Consider the following 19,226-nt stretch of genomic DNA (forward strand, 5'->3'; position numbering starts at 1 on the left):
TCCCGGCCCCGGCAACTGTGTGAGGATAGGCTGGTTGCCAGGGCGGGAGGAGCAGCAGCAAATGGAGACTTCCCCGGAGGCGTCAACCATGGCGCAGGGACTCAGAATCGTACGGCTCGTGACGGAACGCGAAAAGTCCGGCAGGCAGCTTTTGGGTGTTTCGCAGCTTGCCGCCGAACTGCAGCTGGACCAGAGCCGGGTTTCCCGGCTGACACAGGAACTGTGCGACATCGGGTTGCTGGAGCGCGCAGAGCGCGGACCGTTCAGGGCAGGCCCACAGTTCTTTGGGCTCGCGGCTTCCCTCAATAACGGCTGGTACCGCGAGGCCCGCACCGAACTGGAAAAGCTGGTCTCATCCTTGGGCCTTCGGGCCCGCCTTTCAGTCCGCGTTGGTTTCCGGGTGCTCCTGGTGCGCGCGTCCAGCAATGACATGGCGGCCGGAAGTTTCGCCTATCCCGGAATGATCACCCCGGTATGGTGCACCGGGGCCGGCAGGGCACTGTTATGGGACCACAACCGGAAGGGACTCGAAGCGCTCCTGCAGGATGTCAGCTTCATCGGCGTGGGAGGTCCGCAAGCAGCCCACTCAGTGCCGGAAGTCTGGGAGCTGATGGCCAGGGACCGGCTGCAGGGCTATGTGGCTGCTGCCGAGGAATTCGAGCACGGTATCCATGAGCTCGCCGTTCCAGTGCGGGATGAAAATGGCCGCATCACAGCAGCGTTGAGCGTCCTCGGGCAGCGCCAGCAATTGCGGGACAAGCCGGGCCGCGTCGCGGCGGCGCTCTTGGATGGCGCCGCGCGCCTGAGCGGCGTGCTCTGAACGGAGCCCGCTAGGCGTGTCCCAAGCGGGACTGCAGCCAGTTTCCTTTCTCCACCAAGGCGGCAGCGCACTCCTGCTGTTTAGGCTCAAGGCGTGATTTCGGCCCCACTATCTGGAGGGCCGCAACAACGTCTCCCTTGAAATCCCGGACCGGGACCGCCAGTGAGTACAAGCCGGGCTCCGCCGCTTCGTCCACCACCGAGTAGCCGCGGGAGCGGGCGGCTGCAAGACGCTCAAGGAAATCATCCACGTCAACGGGCGTGTTCGGCCCGTGACGGACGAAGTCCACCTGGGAAAACATCGTGCGCACCTCGTCGTCGGACGCTTCCCACAACAAGGCTTGCCCCGCGTCACTGCAGTACGCCGGGTAGGGGCGGCCGATCCAGGAACCGACGAGTTTGGTGCTGTCGGGAACGCTTTCGGCGATGGTCACGGTGCTGTCACCGCTCAGCACACCGAGGTAGCAGCCTTCATCGGTATCCCTGGACAGCGCGTCGAGGGCGGCCGCACCGTCAGTGGTAAGCCGACGCCGGGTGAGCACCATGGCATCGGTCATCACGGACCAATCGGGAGCGAAAGTGCGGTACGGGGTGCGCTGCAGGAATCCTTCCTGCTCGGCTGTGCGCAGGCTGCGTGAAACCTGGCTGCGGTCCTTGCCCAGATCGGCGGCAATCTCCGCGACTGTCCCGCCGGGAAGGCCCTGCGCCTGTCTGGACGCCGCCGCCAGCACGGCCATGATTCCACGGCCCATGCTGGAGGTCTTTGACATGGACTCGATCTTAGACGACCCAAACCGGCGCAGGGGCCACCTCAGGAAATGGCAAATACCCTCGCCGGGAACCCGCTGCCTCCCAAGGGCTTGGCCCATGAGGCAACGATTACCGCACCTGCTTCAGGAAGCCCACCAAGATTGGCCAGCAGTTCGATCTGCCAACGGTCCTGGGCCAACACGTAGGTTTCCAGGCTGAAGTCCTGCCGGGACGTTGCCTGGCCCGGATCGGTGTCCGTCTGTTCGTGGCCCACTGCGGCAACAGCGCGCTCCTCGATAAGGAAGGAAAGCACCTCACTGGACCACCCCGGAGTATGGCTGATGCCCTCCGGATCCCGGTTGGCCATCGCTTCAGGGTCCGGCCAGCGGCTGCTCCATCCCGTGCGCAGGGCCACGAAGGCCCCCTCGGGGATGGCACCGTTGCGTTCCTCCCAGAGCCTGACGTCCTCCATCGTGGGGGTGGCGTCCGGATTCGCGAGCACCGCGTCCGTGATGTCCAGGACCACCAGGGGAAGGATCATTTCCCGCACGGGGATATGGTCCAATGTCCTGCCGCCCCGGATGAAGTGCGATGGGGGATCCACGTGCGTTCCCCATTGCCCGATGATGGAGTACCGGTGCGCTGTGAAGCCGTCCCCGCGCTCAAGGTCGAACACGGCCTCGCGTGTTTCATCCGGGAACGCCGGGAAGTGTGGCTGGCCTGGGTGGAAGGCGTGCGTCAGGTCCGTGAATGCCCGCCCGTCAAGGCTTGCCTTCAGTGATTCCCACAATCCGGTGGCCATCGTTTCCACTACGCGGCCTCCCCTTCAAGCTCGCCGGCCCGGCGGTGGGCAGCGATGGTCACTGGCCCCGTCAACTCGATGACCGGCAGTTCCCATGGGTGGATTTCCGCCAACTGGTCCATGAACCCTTCAACAGCATCGTCGGAGAGCTGGGCGTCGAAGTAGGTGGTGAAAACAAAAGTGGGTGAGATGGTCCGCTCCCCGACCTTTCCAAGTGTTGGCGTGGCTCCCTGTGCGCAGGTAAAGCCCTCGAAACCAACAGTGGACTCAAAAACGTGCTTGTAATTTCCGAAGTCACCCAGATCCTGGAACTGCTCAACGGCCTGCAGGAGCGAAGCAACTCCCTGGTCCCCTGACAGGGCGCCCAGGTCTCCCGCCGCAGCCCGGTTGAAGGTTTCTGCGCTGATCGGCCAATGGACCCGGAGTTTACGGGCTGCCCTCATTTGGATACTCAAGGAACTCTCCTTCTGTGTGCGTGTTGCATGTCATACTCGCACAGCCAAATGGGCATTACAAGCATAACTAAGTGCTAATAATGACCATTTCAGGATCCGTTGCCGGTTCGCGCGTATCCGGCACTACACCCGCACCAGCAGCGCCCCGGGGTCCACCCGGGCCGTAAACGTCGATGCCTTGCCTTCATGGTCGCCGTCGAGCTGGAAATCGTCGGGTTCGTCCAGGCCGACCTCCACGGACGTACCCCGGAAGTACTCCACGGAAGTGTCCTTGCTGCGGCCCTTGCCGATCACGCCCGCAATCACCCCGAACCAGCCCAGCTTTCCCGGCGCCACCACCATCAGGTCGAGGATGCCGTCGTCCACCGCGGCGCCGGGGAAGATTTCCACGCCGCCCTGGATCCTGCCGCAGTTGCCCACCATCACGCTGCGGACCCGGCGGCTCACCACCGGCTCGCCGGCCACGCTGATCTTCGCCTTGATCGGCCTTCCCTGCAGGTTCCGGATGGCGGCGTCCACGTAGGCAAGCCAGCCCACCTTGTCCTTGAGCTGCGAGTCGGTGCTTGCCATGACGCTGGCGTCGAAACCCAGCCCGGCCATCACTAGGAATACCTGTTCGGGGCCGCCGTCACGGGAGGAACGGACCACGTCGATCTTCCGCTCCTGCCCCAGCAGAGCAGCCTCCGCCGCCCCCTCGACGTCCGCGACGTTTAGGCCGAGGTTCCGCGCCAGCAGGTTGCCCGTGCCCAACGGGACCAGCCCCATCGCAGTGCCCGTGCCGGCAAGTACTTCGGCCACGCAGCGGACGGTTCCGTCGCCGCCGGCGGCGATGACGACGTCGACCCCCGCCGCAAGTGCCTCCCGTGCCTGCCCGGCGCCTGGGTCTTCCGCCGTGGTTTCGAGCCACAGCACCTCCTCCCAGCCATGCCTGCTGCCGAGCCGGGCGACGATGCCGCGGATGTCCCGCCCGGCAGACTTGGAGGGGTTGATGACGACGGCGGCCCGCATGCTACGGGGCCAGCTCGCCGGCCCGGGCCCAGCCCAGCGCTTCGTAGCGGGCCGCGGCTCCTGCGTCCACGGGAGCATAGACAATGTCCGCGCCCTCGACGAAGGCTTCCTCCGCCAGCCGGGCCAGCACCACGGCTTCGTGATCGGGCGCAAGCTCGTCGCCTTCCACGGCTCGCACCGGTCCCAGAACCGCGAAACCTTCGCCGAACGCCACCCGGCCACGCGCCACGGGGCGGTCGAAGCGGACCAGCTCCACGACGTCGTAGTCCTCCAGGGGCGCCTCGAGCACGCCGAATTCGGACGCCAGCGGCGGCGCGCCGTTGACCTCGCCCGGCGGAGCGGTCATGAGGATGCCGGCCGGCGGCGTTTCCTCGCCATCGTTGAGCCGTGCCCAGAGGGGCTGCCAGTCGTGTGCCTTCTTGTCGGATGCATTGTCCGGTGCGCTCATGCTTCCGACCCTACCCCCGCGAACTTAGATGTGCTCGGCTTCGTAGCGGACCTTGAGGGCGCCGCGCTTGATCTTCAGTTCCAGCACGCGGACTCCGGCCAGTTCCTCGAGCCGGGCCACGTGCGTGCCGCCGCAGGGTTCGCTGTTGACGCCTTCGATGGTGACCACGCGGTGCCCTGCCCGGTCGGTGGCGGCGCTGACCGCCCCACCACCGGCCAGCACGGCGTCGAGGGCTTCCTGCAGTTCGGCACGGACCTGCTCGCGGAGTTCCGGCGTCGCGAGTTCCGCCTCCAGTCCCTCGGGCGAGAAGTCCAGGCGCGCCTGGCCGGGGTAGTGGCTGTGGCCGGTGCTGGTCCAGCCCCGTGCCTCGCCCAGGTGCCCCAGCACGTGGCCGGCGGTGTGCAGCGCGGCGTGGCGCTTGCGGAGTTCCGCATCGATGGCGCAGTCGACGGCGGTGCCCGGCTCCAGCGAGGCAAGCCCGCGGCCGCCGGACAGGACAACCAGGCCGTCGTCGTTGCGCGACGGAACCACCGGTGCACCGTTCAGCGTGCCTTCGTCCGAGGGCTGGCCGCCGCCCTTGGGGTGGAAGATATTGGGGCTCACGGCGGCCCACGCACCATTTTCGTCAGTTCCGGCGGCCACCACCGTGGCGGCCGTTTCGAAAAGGTAAGTGTCGCCGTAGTAGGCCTGTTCCTGCTGGATGCGCGGTGCTGCGGTGGCGGTCATTCTCCAAGCTTATGGGGTGGCGCAGGCGCCTCAGTCCGCGTCGATGCGTTCCAGCAGTTGCCCCAGCGCCTCACGGATATCGTCGTGGTCGTACTGGGCTGCCCGGCTTTCGGCGGAGATCACGGCGCAGCGGTGGATCTTTTTGAAGTCGCCGTAGGGAAACTTGTAATGCCCTTTTTGGTCATCCGGATGCTCGTCGTCCGCACCGAGATACCACTCGGAATATTCGCCGTATCCGTGCTTTTCCAGGAACTCGTTCTCATCCTCGGCCGACGGGGCATGCTCGCTCCAGTCGTCGCGGACGTCTTTGACGGTTTTCCCGTCACGGATCAACTGCTTTGCGTGATCAAAGGCTTTCTTGTTGAGTTTCACAGCCACAGCACAACCCCGCTTGGTCTTGGCATTCAGTAACTGGCACAGACAAGCCTAGGACGGCCCCGGAAGCCCATCAATATCGAGGGAAGCGTCAATTGATGCCCATTTGGCGGTGCCGCGTTCCTCGTCGTGGCCGGATCCTTCATCAGACGGAAAGATTTTTCCTCGAGCGCTCATCAGAAGACAGATCAACCTCAAGGGCCGCTTGGGATGCCAGCAGATGCAAGGCTTCAGCTGCTGGCGTCCCCGAATCAGCCGTATACATCAGAATCCTGTGGCCCGACTCGTCAGGCGGCGTCAGCACCTCGAAGTTCAGCGCCAGATCCCCAACCTCAGGATGATGCATGTACTTCAGCCCTGACATGCAATTCTCGACCGGATGCTTTGCCCACAGCCCTGCGAACTCCGCGCTTTTCATGCTCAGCTCGCCCACCAGGGAAGCGAGCTCTTGGTCATCAGCGGTCCGGCCGGCGACCAAGCGCAGAGACGCCACTGCACGTGTGGCTTCCTCACGCCAGCGCGTATAGAGCTCACGGGTGTGCTGGTCAAGGAACAGCAACTTGGTCATGTTCGGACGCGTCGAGGGTGTCTCGGGTGATGCAAAATCCAGGTGCCCGGCAACAAGACGGTGCCCGATCTGATTCCAGGCCAGAACTTCGCTTCTGCGGCCCAGGACAACCGCCGGGGTTCCCGACATGGATTTAATCAAACGCAGAGTGCCGGCCCGGACCTTGTCCGGCTTGGACAAGGTCCTGCGCTTCGCTTTGCCAGGCTTGGCCAAGTTGAACAAATGAGCCCGCTCGTCGGTGTTCAAATTCAGGGCCCGGGCGATAGCGTCGATTACTGCTTCAGACGCATTACTGCTCAGACCCTGTTCAAGCCGCGTGTAGTAGGTATTGCTTACCCCCGCCAGCATGGCCAGCTCTTCTCTGCGGAGGCCAGGAACGCGGCGAATGCCGTAATTCAGAAGGCCAACATCTTCCGGTTGCAGGGCAGCCCGTCGGACGCGTAAGAACTCCCCAAGTTCATTCTGCTTGCTCATTCGGCTTATTCTCCCGTGCCCCCCGGGTTCTGTCCTGTCACTGGCAGTGCTAGGCAAGGGGGGGTGTGGTTGATCCTGCCCGATTCCACAACGCTGAGGTACTGAGAGGGCCGCCTCTGCGGCCACACCCACAGACAAGGATCATCCACATGACCACCCAACCGGATGTAGCCGCCACCCCAGGCGTCACACCCCATGCGGACAAAACCGCCGCTCGCGGAAAGATGAACGGGCGCAAAAGGCTTGCGCTGATCGTCTTGCTCGCCGCAAGCTTTACCCTTGCCGTCGACTTCTCCATCCTTAACGTCGCGCTGCCCACAATCGGCGCCGACGTCGGTTTCACCTTGGAAAACCTTCAATGGATCGCCACGGCATTTGCCCTGTGCGCGGCCGGCCTCACGCTTCTCTTCGGCCGGATTGCCGATCTCGCCGGTCGTCGCAGACTCTTCCTTCTCGGCATGGCGCTACGCGGAATTTCCTCCCTGGCCGGTGGCCTGGCAGCAGACCCTGCGCTGCTGCTAGTAGCTCGGGTCGGCCAAGGCGTCGCGACCGCAATCGTGGTCCCGGCAGCACTGGCCCTGCTTCTGGATGCGTTTCCCGAAGGACCCCTGCGGGATAAGGCTCTCGGCCTGAATGGTTCCCTCATGGCTGCAGGCTTCACCACGGGAGCAATCCTCGGCGGTCTGCTGACGGACCTTCTGAGCTGGCGCTGGGCGTTCTTCATCAACGTCCCGGTAGCTATCGCAGTGTTGCTAATCGCGCCCGTTGTGCTCGCTGAAAGCAAGCCGGCAACGAAAGCACGCTTGGATGTTCCTGGCGCTATCACGGTGACCCTCGGACTCCTGGCCCTGGTCTTTAGCCTGACGAACGCGGCCGAGCACTCCTGGACCGACCCGTTCACCCTCGGATCGCTGGCAGCAGCCATCGTTCTCTTTGCCGTCTTCACCGCAGTCGAAAACCGGGCCACGTCGCCGCTGGTGCCGCTTGGCATCTTGAAGCGATCCTCGATCGCGTGGGGCAACATCGCCGGAATCCTGGCATTCGTCACCGAAACATCCCTGGTGTTCCTCCTCACCCTCTACCTGCAGCAGGTCCTCGGGTACACACCGCTCGCCGCGGGCCTGTCTTTCGCGGTCCTGGGGCTGGGCACGGTCCTGGGTGGCATCCTCGGGCCGAAGGTAATCGGCAAGCTCGGCAGCAAAAAAGCCATCGTGTACGGCTTCATCATCCAGGCCATCGCCGCGGGATCCCTGGTATTGCTCAGCGGCGACCCTGCCTCCATCGCATTGCTCCTCATCGCCACGTTCGTCGGAGGCGTTGCGAACCTTGTCGTCATCGTCGGTTTCATGGTTACTGCCACCTCCGGACTGTCTGACACGGAACAAGGCTTGGCCACCGGTCTGGCCACGATGAGCCAGCAGATCGGAATCACCATGGGTATCCCGATCATGAGCGCCATCTTCACCGCCCAGCTGCTCACTTTCGATTCCAACTCAAGCGCAGCAGTACTCAGCAGTGTCAGCACGGCCATAACCGTAAACGCCGCGCTGTGCCTGGCCTCGGCGTTGGCCGTGGCAATGTTCCTGCGCACCAGAAAGCCTGCGCCCACCATCTGAGCATGCCCCGTTGGGCTTCCTAATGAGCACCCTTGCCGGCGAAATCGAAGACCATCCTCACAAGCCCTTGACGGCCCCCAGGACCTTGGTCAGGGAATCCTTGGCATCCCCGAACAGCAGGGTGGTCTGCGGTTCGTACATGAGGTCGTTCTCGATCCCCGCGAATCCTGGCCGCATGGAGCGCTTGAGGAACACCACCTGCCGGGCCTGGGCGACCTCCAGGATGGGCATGCCGTAGATCGGCGAGCCGGCGGTGGTCTTCGCTGCCGGGTTCACGACGTCGTTGGCGCCCACCACCAGGGCCACGTCCGCGGTCTTGAACTCGGAGTTGATCTCGGCCATTTCCTTGAGTGATTCGTAGGGCACGTTGGCCTCGGCCAGCAGCACGTTCATGTGCCCGGGCATGCGTCCGGCCACGGGATGGATGGCGAAATCGACGTCCACCCCGCGCTCCTCCAAGGCGAGCGCCAGTTCGGCCGCGGTGTGCTGGCCCTGCGCCACGGCCAGCCCGTAGCCGGGGACGATGATCACCCAGCTGCGCATAGCCCAGGAGCACGGCCACGTCCTCGGCGCTGGACGAGCGGACGGGGCGTTCGCTCACGGCGGTGGATCCCGCCGTCGAGCCTCCCCGGAAGGCGCCGAACAGGATGCCCGCCACGCTGCGGCCCATCGCTGCCGCCATGGCACGGGTGAGGATGGTGCCGGAGGCGCCCACCAGGGTGCCGGCCACCACCAGCAGCACGTTGCCGAGCACCAGCCCGGAGGCCGCTACGGCCAGGCCGGTAAAGGCGTTCAGCAGCGAAATGACGATCGGCACGTCCGCCCCGCCCACCGGCAGGACCAGCAGTACCCCGGCCGCCAGGCCCAGCAGCAACAGCCCGACGGCGAGCGCCTGGGAGCCGCTGAGCACGACGCCGACGCCGGTCCCCACCGCCGCGAGCAGCACCAGCGCCATGACGACGGGCAGCCCCGGGAACACCACGGGCCGGGTTGTCATCAGTTCCTGCAGTTTGGCGAAGGTGATCGCCGAACCCGCGAAGGACACAGCCCCGACCAGCAGCGTGAACACCACGGCCACCCGCATCCAGCCGTCCTCGCTGTGCGCCAGTTCCAGCAGGGCCACCAAGGCCGCGGCCCCGCCGCCCACGCCGTTGAACAGCGCCACGAGCTGCGGCATCTGGGTCATCTTCACCCGTCGCGCCACGGGGGCCGCCACTGCCGAACCCACGGCGATCGAGCCCACGATCCAGGGGATGTTGTCCAGGTGCACCGACAGGAAGACCGCGACGACGGCGATCACCGCACCGAAGGCCCCCACCAGGTTGCCCTGCCGGGCGGTGCGCGGTGAGTTCAGGCCCTTGAGCGCGAGGATGAAGCACACCGCCGCGGCCAGGTAGAGCAGGGCGGTCCAGACCGGGCTGAGGAGGGTCATCGCGCCTCCTCCTTCTGTTTGTCCACGCCGGGCTCCGGTCTCCCGGACGCCGGTTTTCCGCCGCCGGGTTTCCGGCCGCCGGGTTTCCGGCCGCGGAACATCTCGAGCATGCGGTCGGTCACCACGAAGCCGCCCACAAGGTTGGCGGTGGCCAGCACGACGGCGAGCAGCGCCACCGCGAGCACCAGCGGCTCGTGCGCCTGCCCGGCCACGATGATGGCGCCCACCAGGATGATGCCGTGGATCGCGTTGGCCCCGGACATCAGCGGGGTGTGCAGGGTGCTGGAGACCTTGGAAACCACCTCGAAGCCCACGAAGACCGCCAGCACGGTGATCGTCAGCAGGCTGATGCCGTCCATCAGTTCGCCCCTTCCTTCCCGGAGTCGGCCGTGGTGAGTGCCGCCAAAGCCTCGGCCGTGGGCGTGTGCCGCACAGCGCCGTCGTGCGTCAGGCAGCTGCCGGCCACCACCTCGTCCTCCCAGTCCGGCGCAAAGGCGCCCTCCTTGACAAGCAACTCCACCAGGTTGGCCACGTTCTTCGCGTACAGCCGGGAGGCGTCGGCGGGCAGCGCGGAGGCCGCGTCCTTCATGCCCACCAGGGTGACGGTGCCGCGGCCGTCCTCCGTCGGGATCACCGTGTCCTCCCCGGCCACCACGCCCTCCACGTTGCCGCCGGATTCCGCGGCAAGATCCACCACCACCGAGCCCGGCCGCATGGCCTGGACCATCGCGCGGGTGACCAGCAGCGGGGCGCGGCGACCGGGGACGGCCGCCGTCGTGATCAGCACATCGGCCGCAGCCACATGCGGGGCGAGCAGTTCGCGCTGCAGGGCCCCGCGGTCGGCGGTGAGTTCGCGGGCGTAGCCGCCGGACGCCTCGGCCGTTTCGACGTCGAGCTTGATGAAGGTGCCGCCCATCGAGGCGACCTCGTCCGCGGAGGCGGGACGGATGTCGTTGGCGGAGACGCGGGCGCCCAGCCGCTTGGCTGTACCGATGGCCTGCAGGCCCGCGACGCCGGCACCCAGGACCAGCACCCGGGCCGGCGGGATGGTGCCGGCTGCAGTCATGTAGAGCGGGAAGAAGCGCGGCAGCCGCGTGGCCGCCTCCAGCACGCAGCGGTACCCCGCCACGAGCGCCTGCGAGGTGAGCGCATCCATGGACTGGGCCCGGGAAATGCGCGGCACCAGTTCCAGCGCGAAGGAGGTGACGCCCGTTTCGGCGAGCGCCTGCACCGTGGGAAGTTCCGACGACGGCGAGGCCAGCCCCACGGTCACCGCACCCTGCCTGAAGGACCGGGCTGCGTCCGGCTCGAGCGGGCGGACGTGGAGGAAGAGGTCGAGGGTTCCGGGGTCCAGATCCTTGACGATCCAGGCGCCGGCGTCCTGGTATGCCTCGTCCGGGTGGCCGGACTCGAGGCCGGCACCGCTTTCAACGAGGACCTCAAGGCCGAGGCCCGCCAGTTGCTTGACGGTATCCGGCGTGGCCGCCACCCTCCGCTCGCCCTCCCGGCGTTCGCGTGCAATGCCCAGCTTCATCGCGCTCCTTCCCGGAACCTCCGTTGGTCCGCGGTAAACACAAGCCCGTGCAGTCGTTGGCATGAGCCTAACCCCCGGCGGGCGCAGACGGGAGGGGCTGGGTGCCGGGTATGCGTGAATGCCCCCTTAGGGAAGCGCGAACGTACACTTGCGGCCCCGTTTTCGCGGATTTCAGGGCCCCAACTGTACGTTCGCGCCGCGCCGGGACCGTTCCCTTCCGGCGGCGCCCCCGTTAGCGACCCTCGGCGGTTAGGCTTGCTAGGGGCTGGGGGCCTCCAGCCCCACCACGACCGTCGACGAGCCGGTTCCGGCCGCGCCGTCGGAAAGGACGCAGACATGGCACCGTACAAGATCGGCTACCTCGTAGGCAGCCTGTCCAGCAATTCCATCAACCGGATCCTCTCCAAGGCGCTCATCAAGCTGGCCCCGGAAGAACTCGAATTCACCGAAATCCCCATCAAGGACCTGCCGCTCTACAGCCCGGACTACGACGCCGACTACCCGCCCGCCGGCCGCGCCCTCAAGGACGCTGTGGCCGCCTCGGACGGCATCCTGTTCATCTCCCCCGAATACAACCGCTCCATTCCCGGCGCGCTCAAGAACGCCATCGACTGGGGCTCCCGGCCCTGGGGCACCAACTCCTTCGCCCGCAAACCCACGGGTATCATCGGCACCTCCCCCGGAAGCATCGGCACCGCCGTCATGCAGTCCTCCATGCGCAGCGTGCTCAGCTTCCTGGACGCCCCGCAGCTGAACGCGCCGGAGGCCTACATCAAGTTCAACAGGGACGCCTTCGCAGAGGACGGCACGGTCTCCGACCCCAACACCGCCGAACTGCTCCGCCACTACATGGAGGAATACAGCGCCTTCGTCCAGCGTGTGCTCGCGGCGAACGCGCCCGGTCACATTGGCGACGAGCACCCGGATTCGGCCAAGCTGACGCGGTAGCTTTTCCCGCTCTCTGGAAGCGCGAACGTACAGTTGGGGCCCTGGAATCGCCGATTTCGAGGCCCCAACTGTACGTTCGCGCGTGGACGGGGGGAGCCGGGAGGCGCATCATGGCCCGTATGGGAACCGTCACGGACTATCTCCACACGATCAGTGCACCCAACAGGGACGTGCTGGAACGCGTCGTTGCGATCGCACGCGAACTGGCGCCCGGCGTCGAGGAGGGCACCAGCTATGGAATGCCCGCACTGCTCCTGGACGGCAAGGGATTCCTCAGCGTCCTCGAAACCAAGAAACATCTGGCGCTCTACCCGTTCAGCGGCCAAATCCTGGGGCGCTTGGAGGACGAGCTGGACGGCTTTTCCTGGTCACCCGGGACGCTGAGGTTCAGCGCGGACAATCCCGTGCCTGACGAACTGGTCCGCCACATCCTCGAACTGCGGCTCGCGGAGCTCGAAAAGTAGCCGGCGAGCCCGTCAGCGCTTCGCCGAGATATCCGCCGAGATCAGCTCGGCCGTGCGCAGGATTTCCTGGCGGACGGAGTCGAGGTAGGCGTCCGGGTCGGCCTGAGCAGCGACAGTCTGCGCCTGCAGCGAGACGTTGACGGCGGCCACCACCTTGCCGGCGGCGTTGCGGACGGGGGCGGCGATGGACATGAGCCCCAGTTCCAGTTCCTGGTCCAGCAGGCACCAGCCCTGCTCCCGGACCGTCTCCAGCGCGGCAACAAGGTCGTCCCGCGTGCTGACCGTCCGCGGGGTGAGGGCCTTGAGCTCGACGGTGCTGAGGTACTCCCGCAGTTTCGCCTCCGGCAGGCCGGCCAGCAGGACCCGGCCCATCGACGTCGCGTACGCCGGGAAGCGGGTGCCCACCGTGATCCCCACCGTCATGATCCGGCGGGTGGCCACCCGGGCGACGTAGAAGATGTCGGCACCGTCCAGTACCGCGGCCGACGTCGACTCCCCCAGTTTGTGGGACAGCTCCTCGAGGTGGGGCTGGGCCAGCTGCGGCAAAGTCAGTGCCGACAGGTACGAGTAGCCGAGCTGCAGCACGAGGGCGGTGAGCGCGAAGGTCTTGCCGTCGGTGCGTACGTAGCCCAGCTCCACCAGGGTGTGCAGGAAGCGGCGGGCCGTGGCACGGGTGAGCCCGGTGCGGGCGGCAACTTCGCTGAGGGTCATGAGCGGGTTGGCGGCGTCGAAGGCGCGGATCACGGCCAGGCCGCGCGCCAGGGACTGCACGTACTGGTCACTGGCCTGAGGGGCCGCGGGTGCTTCGCTCATGGTTACCTATCCTATTGGCGTCCCGTTGCCGCGAACGTACAGTTGGGGCCCTTAAATCGCAGGATCCGGGGCGCCAACTGTACGTTCGCGCTCAAGAAACGGCGGGCTTCAGCGGCAGCGGGACGAGGGCCTGGAGTTCCTCGAAGGTGCAGCCGAAGGTCTCACGCACGGTGACGCCGTCGGGCCCGGTGAGGAACACGGCCTTGTCCGTGTAGACGCGGGTCACGCAGCCCACCCCGGTCAACGGGTACGTGCACTGCTCAACGAGCTTGGACACCCCGTCGCGGGTCAGCAGCGTCATCATCACGAACACGTCCTTGGCACCCGTGGCCAGGTCCATCGCACCCCCGACGGCGGGAATCGCGTCCGGCGCGCCGGTGTGCCAGTTCGCCAGGTCGCCGCCCGCCGAGACCTGGAAGGCGCCCAGCACGCAGATGTCCAGGTGCCCGCCGCGCATGATCGCGAAGGAATCGGCATGGTGGAAGTAGGACGCCCCGGGAAGTTCGGTGACGGGGATCTTGCCGGCGTTGATGAGGTCGCCGTCGATCTGATCCCCCACGGCTTCCGGGCCCATGCCGAGCATGCCGTTCTCGGTGTGGAGCGTGATGTTCTGCTCCTCGGTGAGGTAGTTGGACACCAGCGTGGGCTGCCCGATACCCAGGTTCACGAAGGAGCCGGGAACAATGTCCCGCGCCACGAGGGCGGCGAGTTCGTTGCGGCCCAGCGGCTCGGCGGACGTTTGAAGGGAGGTTTCGAGGGTGCTCATCTCAGGCCACCTTTTCTGTTGCAGAAGCAACCCGGACGACGCTGTTGACGTAAATCCCGGGGGTCACGATGTTCTCCGGGTCCAGGGCGCCGATGGGCACGATCTCCGAAACCTGGACGATGCTGTGCTTCGCCGCGGCCGCCATGATGGGGCCGAAGTTCCGCGCGGTCTTGCGGTACACGAGGTTGCCCTTGCCGTCCGCCTTCAGTGCCTTGATGAGGGCGACGTCGGCGTGGATAGGGGTTTCGAAGACCTGCCATTTGCCGTCCAGGAAGCGGGTTTCCTTGCCTTCGGCGAGCATGGTGCCGTAGCCGGTGGGCGTGAAGAAACCGCCGATGCCGGCCCCGGCCGCACGGATGCGCTCGGCCAGGTTGCCCTGCGGAACCAGTTCGAGCTCGATCTCCCCGGCCTTGTACTTGGCGTCGAAGTGCCAGGAATCGGACTGCCGCGGGAAGGAGCAGATCATTTTCCGCACCCGGCCTTCCTTGATGAGCAGCGCCAGGCCTTGGTCCCCCTGCCCGGCGTTATTGTTCACCACGGTGAGGTCCGTGGCGCCGGAATCCAGCAGCGCGTCGATGAGTTCGAAGGGCTGCCCGGCGTTGCCGAAGCCGCCGATCATGACGGTGGATCCGTCCTTGATCCCGGCCACGGCCTCGCCCACAGAATCAACAAAGGTCAGCATGTCCCTTATGCTCCTTATTCCGAAACACCAGTAGTGACGTTTTCGAGCACAACGGCCAGGCCCTGCCCTACGCCGATGCAGATCGCCGCGACACCCCACCGCTCACCGCTTGCCTGGAGCGAGCGGGCCAGGGTGCCGAGGATGCGGGTGCCGGAGGCGCCCAGCGGGTGGCCCATGGCGATCGCGCCGCCGTGCCTGTTCACGATCGCGGGGTCGATCCCCCACGCATCGATGCAGGCCAGCGACTGCGCGGCGAACGCCTCGTTGAGTTCGACGGCGCCCACCTGGTCCCAGCCGATGCCCGCCTTCGCGAGGGCCTTGTTCGCCGCTTCAACCGGGGCGAAGCCGAAGAACTGGGGATCGTTGCCGTGCGCCCCGCGCCCGGCGATGCGGGCCAAGGGCTCCAGGCCGAGCAATCCGGAGGCAGCCTCGGATCCGATCCACGCCGCGGAGGCGCCGTCGGACAGCGGTGAGGCGTTCCCGGCGGTGACAGTGCCGCCGGAAGCAGCGCCGCCGTCGGGCCCGGAAGTCTCCGCACGGAAGACGGTCTTCAGGCCGGCGAGCTTCTCCGCCGTCGAACCGGCACGGATGCCCTCGTCGCGGACCAGTTCGGTGCCCGGCACCGGCATCACGAGGTTGTCGTAGAAGCCCTCGTCCCAGGCCGCCGCGGCGAGGTTGTGCGAGGCCGCGGCGAATTCGTCCTGGCGTTCGCGGGTGATGCCGTACTTTTCGCGGAGGCGTTCGGTGGCCTCACCGAGGGAGATGGTCCAGTCGGGGTTCATCAAAGGGTTGACCAGGCGCCAGCCCAGGGTGGTGGAGGCCAGGGTCATGTCCCCGGCCGGGTAGGGCTTGGCGGTCTTGGGCAGCACCCAAGGGGCGCGGGACATCGATTCGGCGCCGCCCACAAGCATGAGTTCGGCGTCGCCGGCGTTGATCTGGCGGGAGGCGATGATCGCGGCGTCGAGGGAGGAGCCGCAGAGCCGGTTCACCGTGGTGCCGGGGATGGAGACCGGGAGCCCGGCCAGCAGGGTGGCCATGCGGGCCACGTTGCGGTTCTCCTCGCCCGCGCCGTTGGCGTTGCCGAATACCACCTCGTCGATGCGTTCGACGTCGAGGGCCGGGGCGCGCTTCACGGACTCGCGGACCACGTGGGCGGCGAGGTCGTCAGGGCGGACACCGGCGAGCCCGGAGCCGAACTTGCCGAAGGGCGTGCGCACGGCGTCGTACACGTAGGCCTGGTTCATGGAGTTTCCTTATCTGGGGTTCTTGCCCAACTGACTCGCATTTGTTGTCGTTTTGAGGGCTCAAAACGACATTAAGTGCGAGCTAGTTGGGTGGGGTGGGGGCGGAGTCGAGGTCCGCGAAGACGTTCTGGGCTGTCTTGAAGGCGGTGTTGGCGGAGGGAACCCCGCAGTAGATGGCGGTCTGGAGCAGGATTTCCTTGATTTCATCCCGGTCCAGGCCGTTCCGGAGGGCGGCGCGGATGTGCATGGCCAGTTCTTCCCAGTGCCCGTGCGCCACCATCGCGGTGATGGTGACGGCGGAGCGCATCTGCCGGGAGAGGCCGGGCCGGGTCCAGATCCCGCCCCAGGCGATCCGCGTGATCATGTCCTGGAAGTCGTCGGTGAACTCGTCCTTCGCCGCGTTGGCGCGGTCTACGTGCGCGTCGCCGAGCACCTCGCGCCGCACCAGCATGCCGGCGTCGTAGATTTCCCGGGAGGTGGCGTCCGGCTGGACGGCACCGTGTCGATTAGAACTCATGCCGAAGCCTCCTTCATGAAGCCGCGCATCAAATCCGCGACGGCGGCCGGTGCCTCGGCGGGCGCGAGGTGCGCGACGCCGTCGAGCGTTTCAACAACGGCGGTGCCGCCGCCGGCGGTAATTCCGTCCGCCACTTCCGCAGCGGTCGACGGCGGTGCCACCGTGTCTTCAACACCGGCAATCACCTGGGTGGGGACGGTGATCGTGCCGAGTTCGGCGCGGACGTCGAAGTCCGCGAGCGCCTCGCAGCAGAAGGCGTAGCTGAAGCGGTCGGTGTCGCGCAGCACGTGCAGGAGCCGGCTGCTGACACCGGGTTCGCGGTCCATGAAGCCGGCGCCGAACCAGCGCTGCGCCGAGCCCTGGATCATCACGGGCGTGCCTTGGTTCCGGACGGTGTCGGCCCGTTCCAGCCAACCCTCCGGGGTGCCGAGCTTCGCACCGGAGCACTGCACGGAGAGGCTGAGGAGCCGTTCGCCGTGCTTGATGCCCAGCTGGAGGCCGGTGGCGCCGCCGAGGGAGACCCCGGCGTAGTGGAACCGCGAACCCGGTGCCACCGAATCCACCAGCTCCACGACGGCGTCGGCAAGTTCGGCCACGCTGAAGGTCTCCGTGGCTGCGGGAGAGACGCCGTGGCCCGGGAGGTCCCAGCCGATCACGTCGTACTCGCCGCCCAGCAGTTCGGCGGTCCCGTTCCACAGGATGGTGGAGGTACCGAGCGAGGGGCCCACCACGAGGAGTGGCTTCTCGCCGAGGGGTCGCTGCGGGGAAAGCAGCACGGCCTTGATGCCTGGCTTAGGCATGGGTGGCTCCCTTCATGGTTGTTGCGGCGTAGTCCGGGTAGGCGGCGAGGATGCGGCGGCTGATTTCCGCCGCCTCGCCCAGGTAGTTGGCGTGGTCCAGCAGCTCGGCCAGCCGAGCATCCGGGAGCAGCTCCGCCGGGACGGCGACGCGCAGCAGCTTCGCGTAGGTGGCGGCCTGTTCGGTGGCAGGGACCTGCAGCACGGCGTCGACGACGGCCTGCAGTTCCTGCTTCCCGCCGGCACCCAGCAGGGGCCCGACGGCGGCGGCCACGGCCTCGCTGAGCAGCAGCGGTCCGGAGAGTTCCAGGTTGCGGCGCATGGCGTCGGGGAAGACCCGCAGGCCTTCGGCGAGTTCGCGCAGTTGCACGGCGGCGCCGAGCGTCAGGGCGAGCAGGCTGTGCAAGGCCGGCCATTCGCTGTGCCAAGCACCGTCCGGGCGTTCGTCGTTGAAGGTGGCGGCGGCCAGGTGCAGTTGCCCGGCGGCGGCCGGGGCCTGCAGCGCCGCGCTGCGGACCAGCACCGACAGCACAGGGTTCTGCTTCTGCGGCATGGCCGAGGAGACCCCCCGGCCGGCGGCCAGCGGCTCCCCGAGCTCGGCCACCTCGGGGCGGCTGAGGAAGACCACGTCCGCGGCGATTTTCCCGAAGGCGTCCGTGAGGGCTGCCAGCGCGTCCCCCAGTCCGGTTACCGGGAGGCGGTTCGTGTGCCACGGCGCCGGGGCGGCGGCGAGGCTAAGCTTCGCGGCGAGGACATCGGCCAGCTCGAAGGGGCCGGAAGCCGTTCCCGCGGTCAGCACGGTGGCCGAGGCCAGGGTCCCGCCGGCGCCGCCGAACTGCAGCGGCAGCTCCAGCAAGTCCAGGCGGCGGGCCGCGGCGGCCACGCCCTGGAACCACTGCGCGGCCTTCAGCCCGAAGGTGTACGGCAGCGCGTGCTGCGTCAGGCTCCTGCCGACGCACAGCGTGTCCGCATGCTGTTCCGCGAGGGCGGCGAGCGCCGTCGTCGTGCCCCTGACTTCGCTGAGCACGGCGGCGCGGACGCGGGAAGCAAGCAGCATGAGGGCGGAGTCCAGCACGTCCTGGCTGGTCAGCGAGCTATGCACGGCAGCCAGCGCTGCCGGGTCCGCCGAACGGACCCGCGCCCGGAGGTCACCCAGCAGCGGGATCACCGGGTTGCCGCCGCCCTGGGAGCGTTCGGTTATGGCCTCCGGGTCATAGAGCGCCGGGTCAGCTGCCTGCTCGACGACGGCGGCCGCGCCCTCCGGTGCCAGGCCCGCCTCTTCGAGGACGGCAGCCCAGGCGGCCTCGACGTCGAGGATCGCCGCGAGCACCGCCCGCTCGCCCGTCAGCGCAGCCACCGTGGGTGAGGCCGTCACGGGGCTCAGCAGGCCGAAGCCGCTCATCGGTACGCGCCCGTCCCGGTGGCGGTGCCCTGGAAGTCAAGGAACACGGTCTCGTCCGGGCCCCGCAGGCGCAGGTCCCAGGTGAGGCCGCCGTCGGGGTCGCGGCGCGCGATGAGCGTCTTGCGGCGTTCTTCCGGAAGGGAGGACAGCAGCGGATCGCTGGCGAGCGCTTCCTCGTTCTCCGGCAGGTAGATGCGGGTGAAGAGCCGGTTCATGAGGCCGCGCGCGAAGACGGCCACGGAGATGAACGGCGCGGCACCTTCCGAGGTGGGTCCGGGGTTGACCGTGGTGAAGGTGAAAACGCCGGTGTTCCCGACGGCGCCACGGCCCCAGCCGGTGAAGGTGTAGCCGTCGCGGACCAGGGATCCGGTGCGCTGGACGACGTTGCCCTCGGCATCCGGCTGCCAGATCTCCAGGATGGCGTCAGGGATGGTGTGGCCGGCGCCGTCGTACACGGTGCCCTGAAGGCGGATGCTGCCGGGCGTTCCGGGGGCCAGGAGCTCGTTGTCCTTGTTGAAGGGCAGGGCGTAGCCGTAGAAGGGGCCAACGGTCTGGCCCGGTGTCGGTGTCAGTTTGCTCATTTCTG

General features: G+C 67.1%; 22 protein-coding genes and 1 pseudogene. 4 read left to right on the top strand and 19 right to left on the bottom strand.

The window, feature by feature from the left end; translation table 11 throughout:
- Positions 1-61: 61 nt before the first annotated feature.
- Positions 62-820, top strand: coding sequence for an IclR family transcriptional regulator (locus ACZ9CK_RS17755; protein ID WP_476050649.1), 759 nt, complete (start codon positions 62-64; stop codon positions 818-820).
- Positions 821-830: 10 nt separating this feature from the next.
- Here ACZ9CK_RS17755 and ACZ9CK_RS17760 read toward each other — a convergent pair whose 3' ends face one another.
- The 8 genes from ACZ9CK_RS17760 to ACZ9CK_RS17795 form a co-directional block, all read right to left on the bottom strand.
- On the bottom strand, positions 831-1,589 hold the full coding sequence (locus ACZ9CK_RS17760; RefSeq protein WP_426300872.1) for an IclR family transcriptional regulator: 759 nt from the start codon (positions 1,587-1,589) through the stop codon (positions 831-833).
- Between the two features lie 41 nt (positions 1,590-1,630).
- Positions 1,631-2,371: a cyclase family protein gene (locus tag ACZ9CK_RS17765; protein ID WP_426300874.1), complete on the bottom strand. Its 741-nt coding sequence runs from the start codon at positions 2,369-2,371 to the stop codon at positions 1,631-1,633.
- Between the two features lie 8 nt (positions 2,372-2,379).
- Positions 2,380-2,814 (bottom strand): hypothetical protein, encoded by a 435-nt coding sequence (locus ACZ9CK_RS17770; RefSeq protein WP_476050650.1) that lies wholly within the window; start codon positions 2,812-2,814, stop codon positions 2,380-2,382.
- 135 nt (positions 2,815-2,949) lie between these two features.
- Positions 2,950-3,834, bottom strand: a complete 885-nt coding sequence (locus ACZ9CK_RS17775) for a diacylglycerol/lipid kinase family protein (protein WP_476050651.1) — start codon at positions 3,832-3,834, stop codon at positions 2,950-2,952.
- Between the two features lies 1 nt (position 3,835).
- Positions 3,836-4,282, bottom strand: a complete 447-nt coding sequence (locus ACZ9CK_RS17780; RefSeq protein ID WP_426300880.1) for a hypothetical protein — start codon at positions 4,280-4,282, stop codon at positions 3,836-3,838.
- Positions 4,283-4,306: 24 nt separating this feature from the next.
- Positions 4,307-5,008, bottom strand: a complete 702-nt coding sequence (locus ACZ9CK_RS17785) for an alanyl-tRNA editing protein (protein ID WP_426300883.1) — start codon at positions 5,006-5,008, stop codon at positions 4,307-4,309.
- Positions 5,009-5,038: 30 nt separating this feature from the next.
- Complete coding sequence (locus ACZ9CK_RS17790) at positions 5,039-5,386, bottom strand: hypothetical protein (RefSeq protein WP_476050652.1); 348 nt, start codon at positions 5,384-5,386, stop codon at positions 5,039-5,041.
- A 142-nt stretch (positions 5,387-5,528) separates the two neighbouring features.
- Positions 5,529-6,425, bottom strand: a complete 897-nt coding sequence (locus ACZ9CK_RS17795) for a helix-turn-helix transcriptional regulator (RefSeq protein ID WP_476050653.1) — start codon at positions 6,423-6,425, stop codon at positions 5,529-5,531.
- A gap of 224 nt (positions 6,426-6,649) precedes the next feature.
- Here ACZ9CK_RS17795 and ACZ9CK_RS17800 point away from each other — a divergent pair, with 224 nt between their 5' ends.
- Complete coding sequence (locus ACZ9CK_RS17800) at positions 6,650-8,041, top strand: MFS transporter (RefSeq protein WP_476050928.1); 1,392 nt, start codon at positions 6,650-6,652, stop codon at positions 8,039-8,041.
- Between the two features lie 57 nt (positions 8,042-8,098).
- On the opposite strand, the pseudogene ACZ9CK_RS17805 reads toward ACZ9CK_RS17800, so the two are convergent.
- The 3 genes and pseudogenes from ACZ9CK_RS17805 to ACZ9CK_RS17815 form a co-directional block, all read right to left on the bottom strand.
- Positions 8,099-9,473 (bottom strand): annotated as a pseudogene (locus tag ACZ9CK_RS17805) (NAD(P)(+) transhydrogenase (Re/Si-specific) subunit beta).
- The gene (locus ACZ9CK_RS17810) at positions 9,470-9,832 is read right to left on the bottom strand and encodes an NAD(P) transhydrogenase subunit alpha part 2 (protein ID WP_476050654.1); all 363 of its coding nucleotides are present in this window, start codon (positions 9,830-9,832) and stop codon (positions 9,470-9,472) included. The pseudogene ACZ9CK_RS17805 and the gene ACZ9CK_RS17810 overlap by 4 nt, the downstream one beginning before the upstream one ends.
- Positions 9,832-11,007 carry a Re/Si-specific NAD(P)(+) transhydrogenase subunit alpha gene (locus ACZ9CK_RS17815; RefSeq protein WP_426300893.1) on the bottom strand — a complete coding sequence of 392 codons (1,176 nt, stop codon included), beginning with the start codon at positions 11,005-11,007 and terminating at the stop codon, positions 9,832-9,834. Before ACZ9CK_RS17815 ends, ACZ9CK_RS17810 begins: the two co-directional genes overlap by 1 nt.
- A 336-nt stretch (positions 11,008-11,343) precedes the next feature.
- Between ACZ9CK_RS17815 and ACZ9CK_RS17820 the strand changes: the two genes are divergently transcribed.
- Both ACZ9CK_RS17820 and ACZ9CK_RS17825 read left to right on the top strand, forming a co-directional pair.
- Positions 11,344-11,955 carry an NADPH-dependent FMN reductase gene (locus tag ACZ9CK_RS17820; protein WP_426300895.1) on the top strand — a complete coding sequence of 204 codons (612 nt, stop codon included), beginning with the start codon at positions 11,344-11,346 and terminating at the stop codon, positions 11,953-11,955.
- 119 nt (positions 11,956-12,074) lie between these two features.
- Positions 12,075-12,419, top strand: a complete 345-nt coding sequence (locus ACZ9CK_RS17825) for an iron chaperone (protein ID WP_476050655.1) — start codon at positions 12,075-12,077, stop codon at positions 12,417-12,419.
- Between the two features lie 12 nt (positions 12,420-12,431).
- Here the strand turns inward: ACZ9CK_RS17825 and ACZ9CK_RS17830 are convergent, their stop codons facing one another.
- From ACZ9CK_RS17830 to pcaG, 8 genes are all read right to left on the bottom strand, one after another.
- The gene (locus tag ACZ9CK_RS17830) at positions 12,432-13,232 is read right to left on the bottom strand and encodes an IclR family transcriptional regulator domain-containing protein (RefSeq protein WP_476050656.1); all 801 of its coding nucleotides are present in this window, start codon (positions 13,230-13,232) and stop codon (positions 12,432-12,434) included.
- Positions 13,233-13,323: 91 nt separating this feature from the next.
- Complete coding sequence (locus ACZ9CK_RS17835) at positions 13,324-13,998, bottom strand: 3-oxoacid CoA-transferase subunit B (protein ID WP_426300901.1); 675 nt, start codon at positions 13,996-13,998, stop codon at positions 13,324-13,326.
- A 1-nt stretch (position 13,999) separates the two neighbouring features.
- Complete coding sequence (locus tag ACZ9CK_RS17840; RefSeq protein ID WP_426300903.1) at positions 14,000-14,680, bottom strand: 3-oxoacid CoA-transferase subunit A; 681 nt, start codon at positions 14,678-14,680, stop codon at positions 14,000-14,002.
- A 14-nt stretch (positions 14,681-14,694) separates the two neighbouring features.
- The gene (locus tag ACZ9CK_RS17845) at positions 14,695-15,924 is read right to left on the bottom strand and encodes a thiolase family protein (protein ID WP_476050657.1); all 1,230 of its coding nucleotides are present in this window, start codon (positions 15,922-15,924) and stop codon (positions 14,695-14,697) included.
- An 82-nt stretch (positions 15,925-16,006) separates the two neighbouring features.
- On the bottom strand, positions 16,007-16,441 hold the full coding sequence (gene pcaC, locus ACZ9CK_RS17850) for a 4-carboxymuconolactone decarboxylase (RefSeq protein WP_426300907.1): 435 nt from the start codon (positions 16,439-16,441) through the stop codon (positions 16,007-16,009).
- Complete coding sequence (locus ACZ9CK_RS17855; RefSeq protein ID WP_476050658.1) at positions 16,438-17,241, bottom strand: alpha/beta fold hydrolase; 804 nt, start codon at positions 17,239-17,241, stop codon at positions 16,438-16,440. The genes pcaC and ACZ9CK_RS17855 overlap by 4 nt, the downstream gene beginning before the upstream one ends.
- On the bottom strand, positions 17,234-18,640 hold the full coding sequence (locus tag ACZ9CK_RS17860) for a lyase family protein (protein WP_476050659.1): 1,407 nt from the start codon (positions 18,638-18,640) through the stop codon (positions 17,234-17,236). The genes ACZ9CK_RS17855 and ACZ9CK_RS17860 overlap by 8 nt, the downstream gene beginning before the upstream one ends.
- Positions 18,637-19,221 carry a protocatechuate 3,4-dioxygenase subunit alpha gene (gene pcaG / locus ACZ9CK_RS17865; RefSeq protein ID WP_476050660.1) on the bottom strand — a complete coding sequence of 195 codons (585 nt, stop codon included), beginning with the start codon at positions 19,219-19,221 and terminating at the stop codon, positions 18,637-18,639. The genes ACZ9CK_RS17860 and pcaG overlap by 4 nt, the downstream gene beginning before the upstream one ends.
- Positions 19,222-19,226: the final 5 nt, after the last annotated feature.

This window comes from Arthrobacter sp. TE26545 (assembly GCF_056279005.1).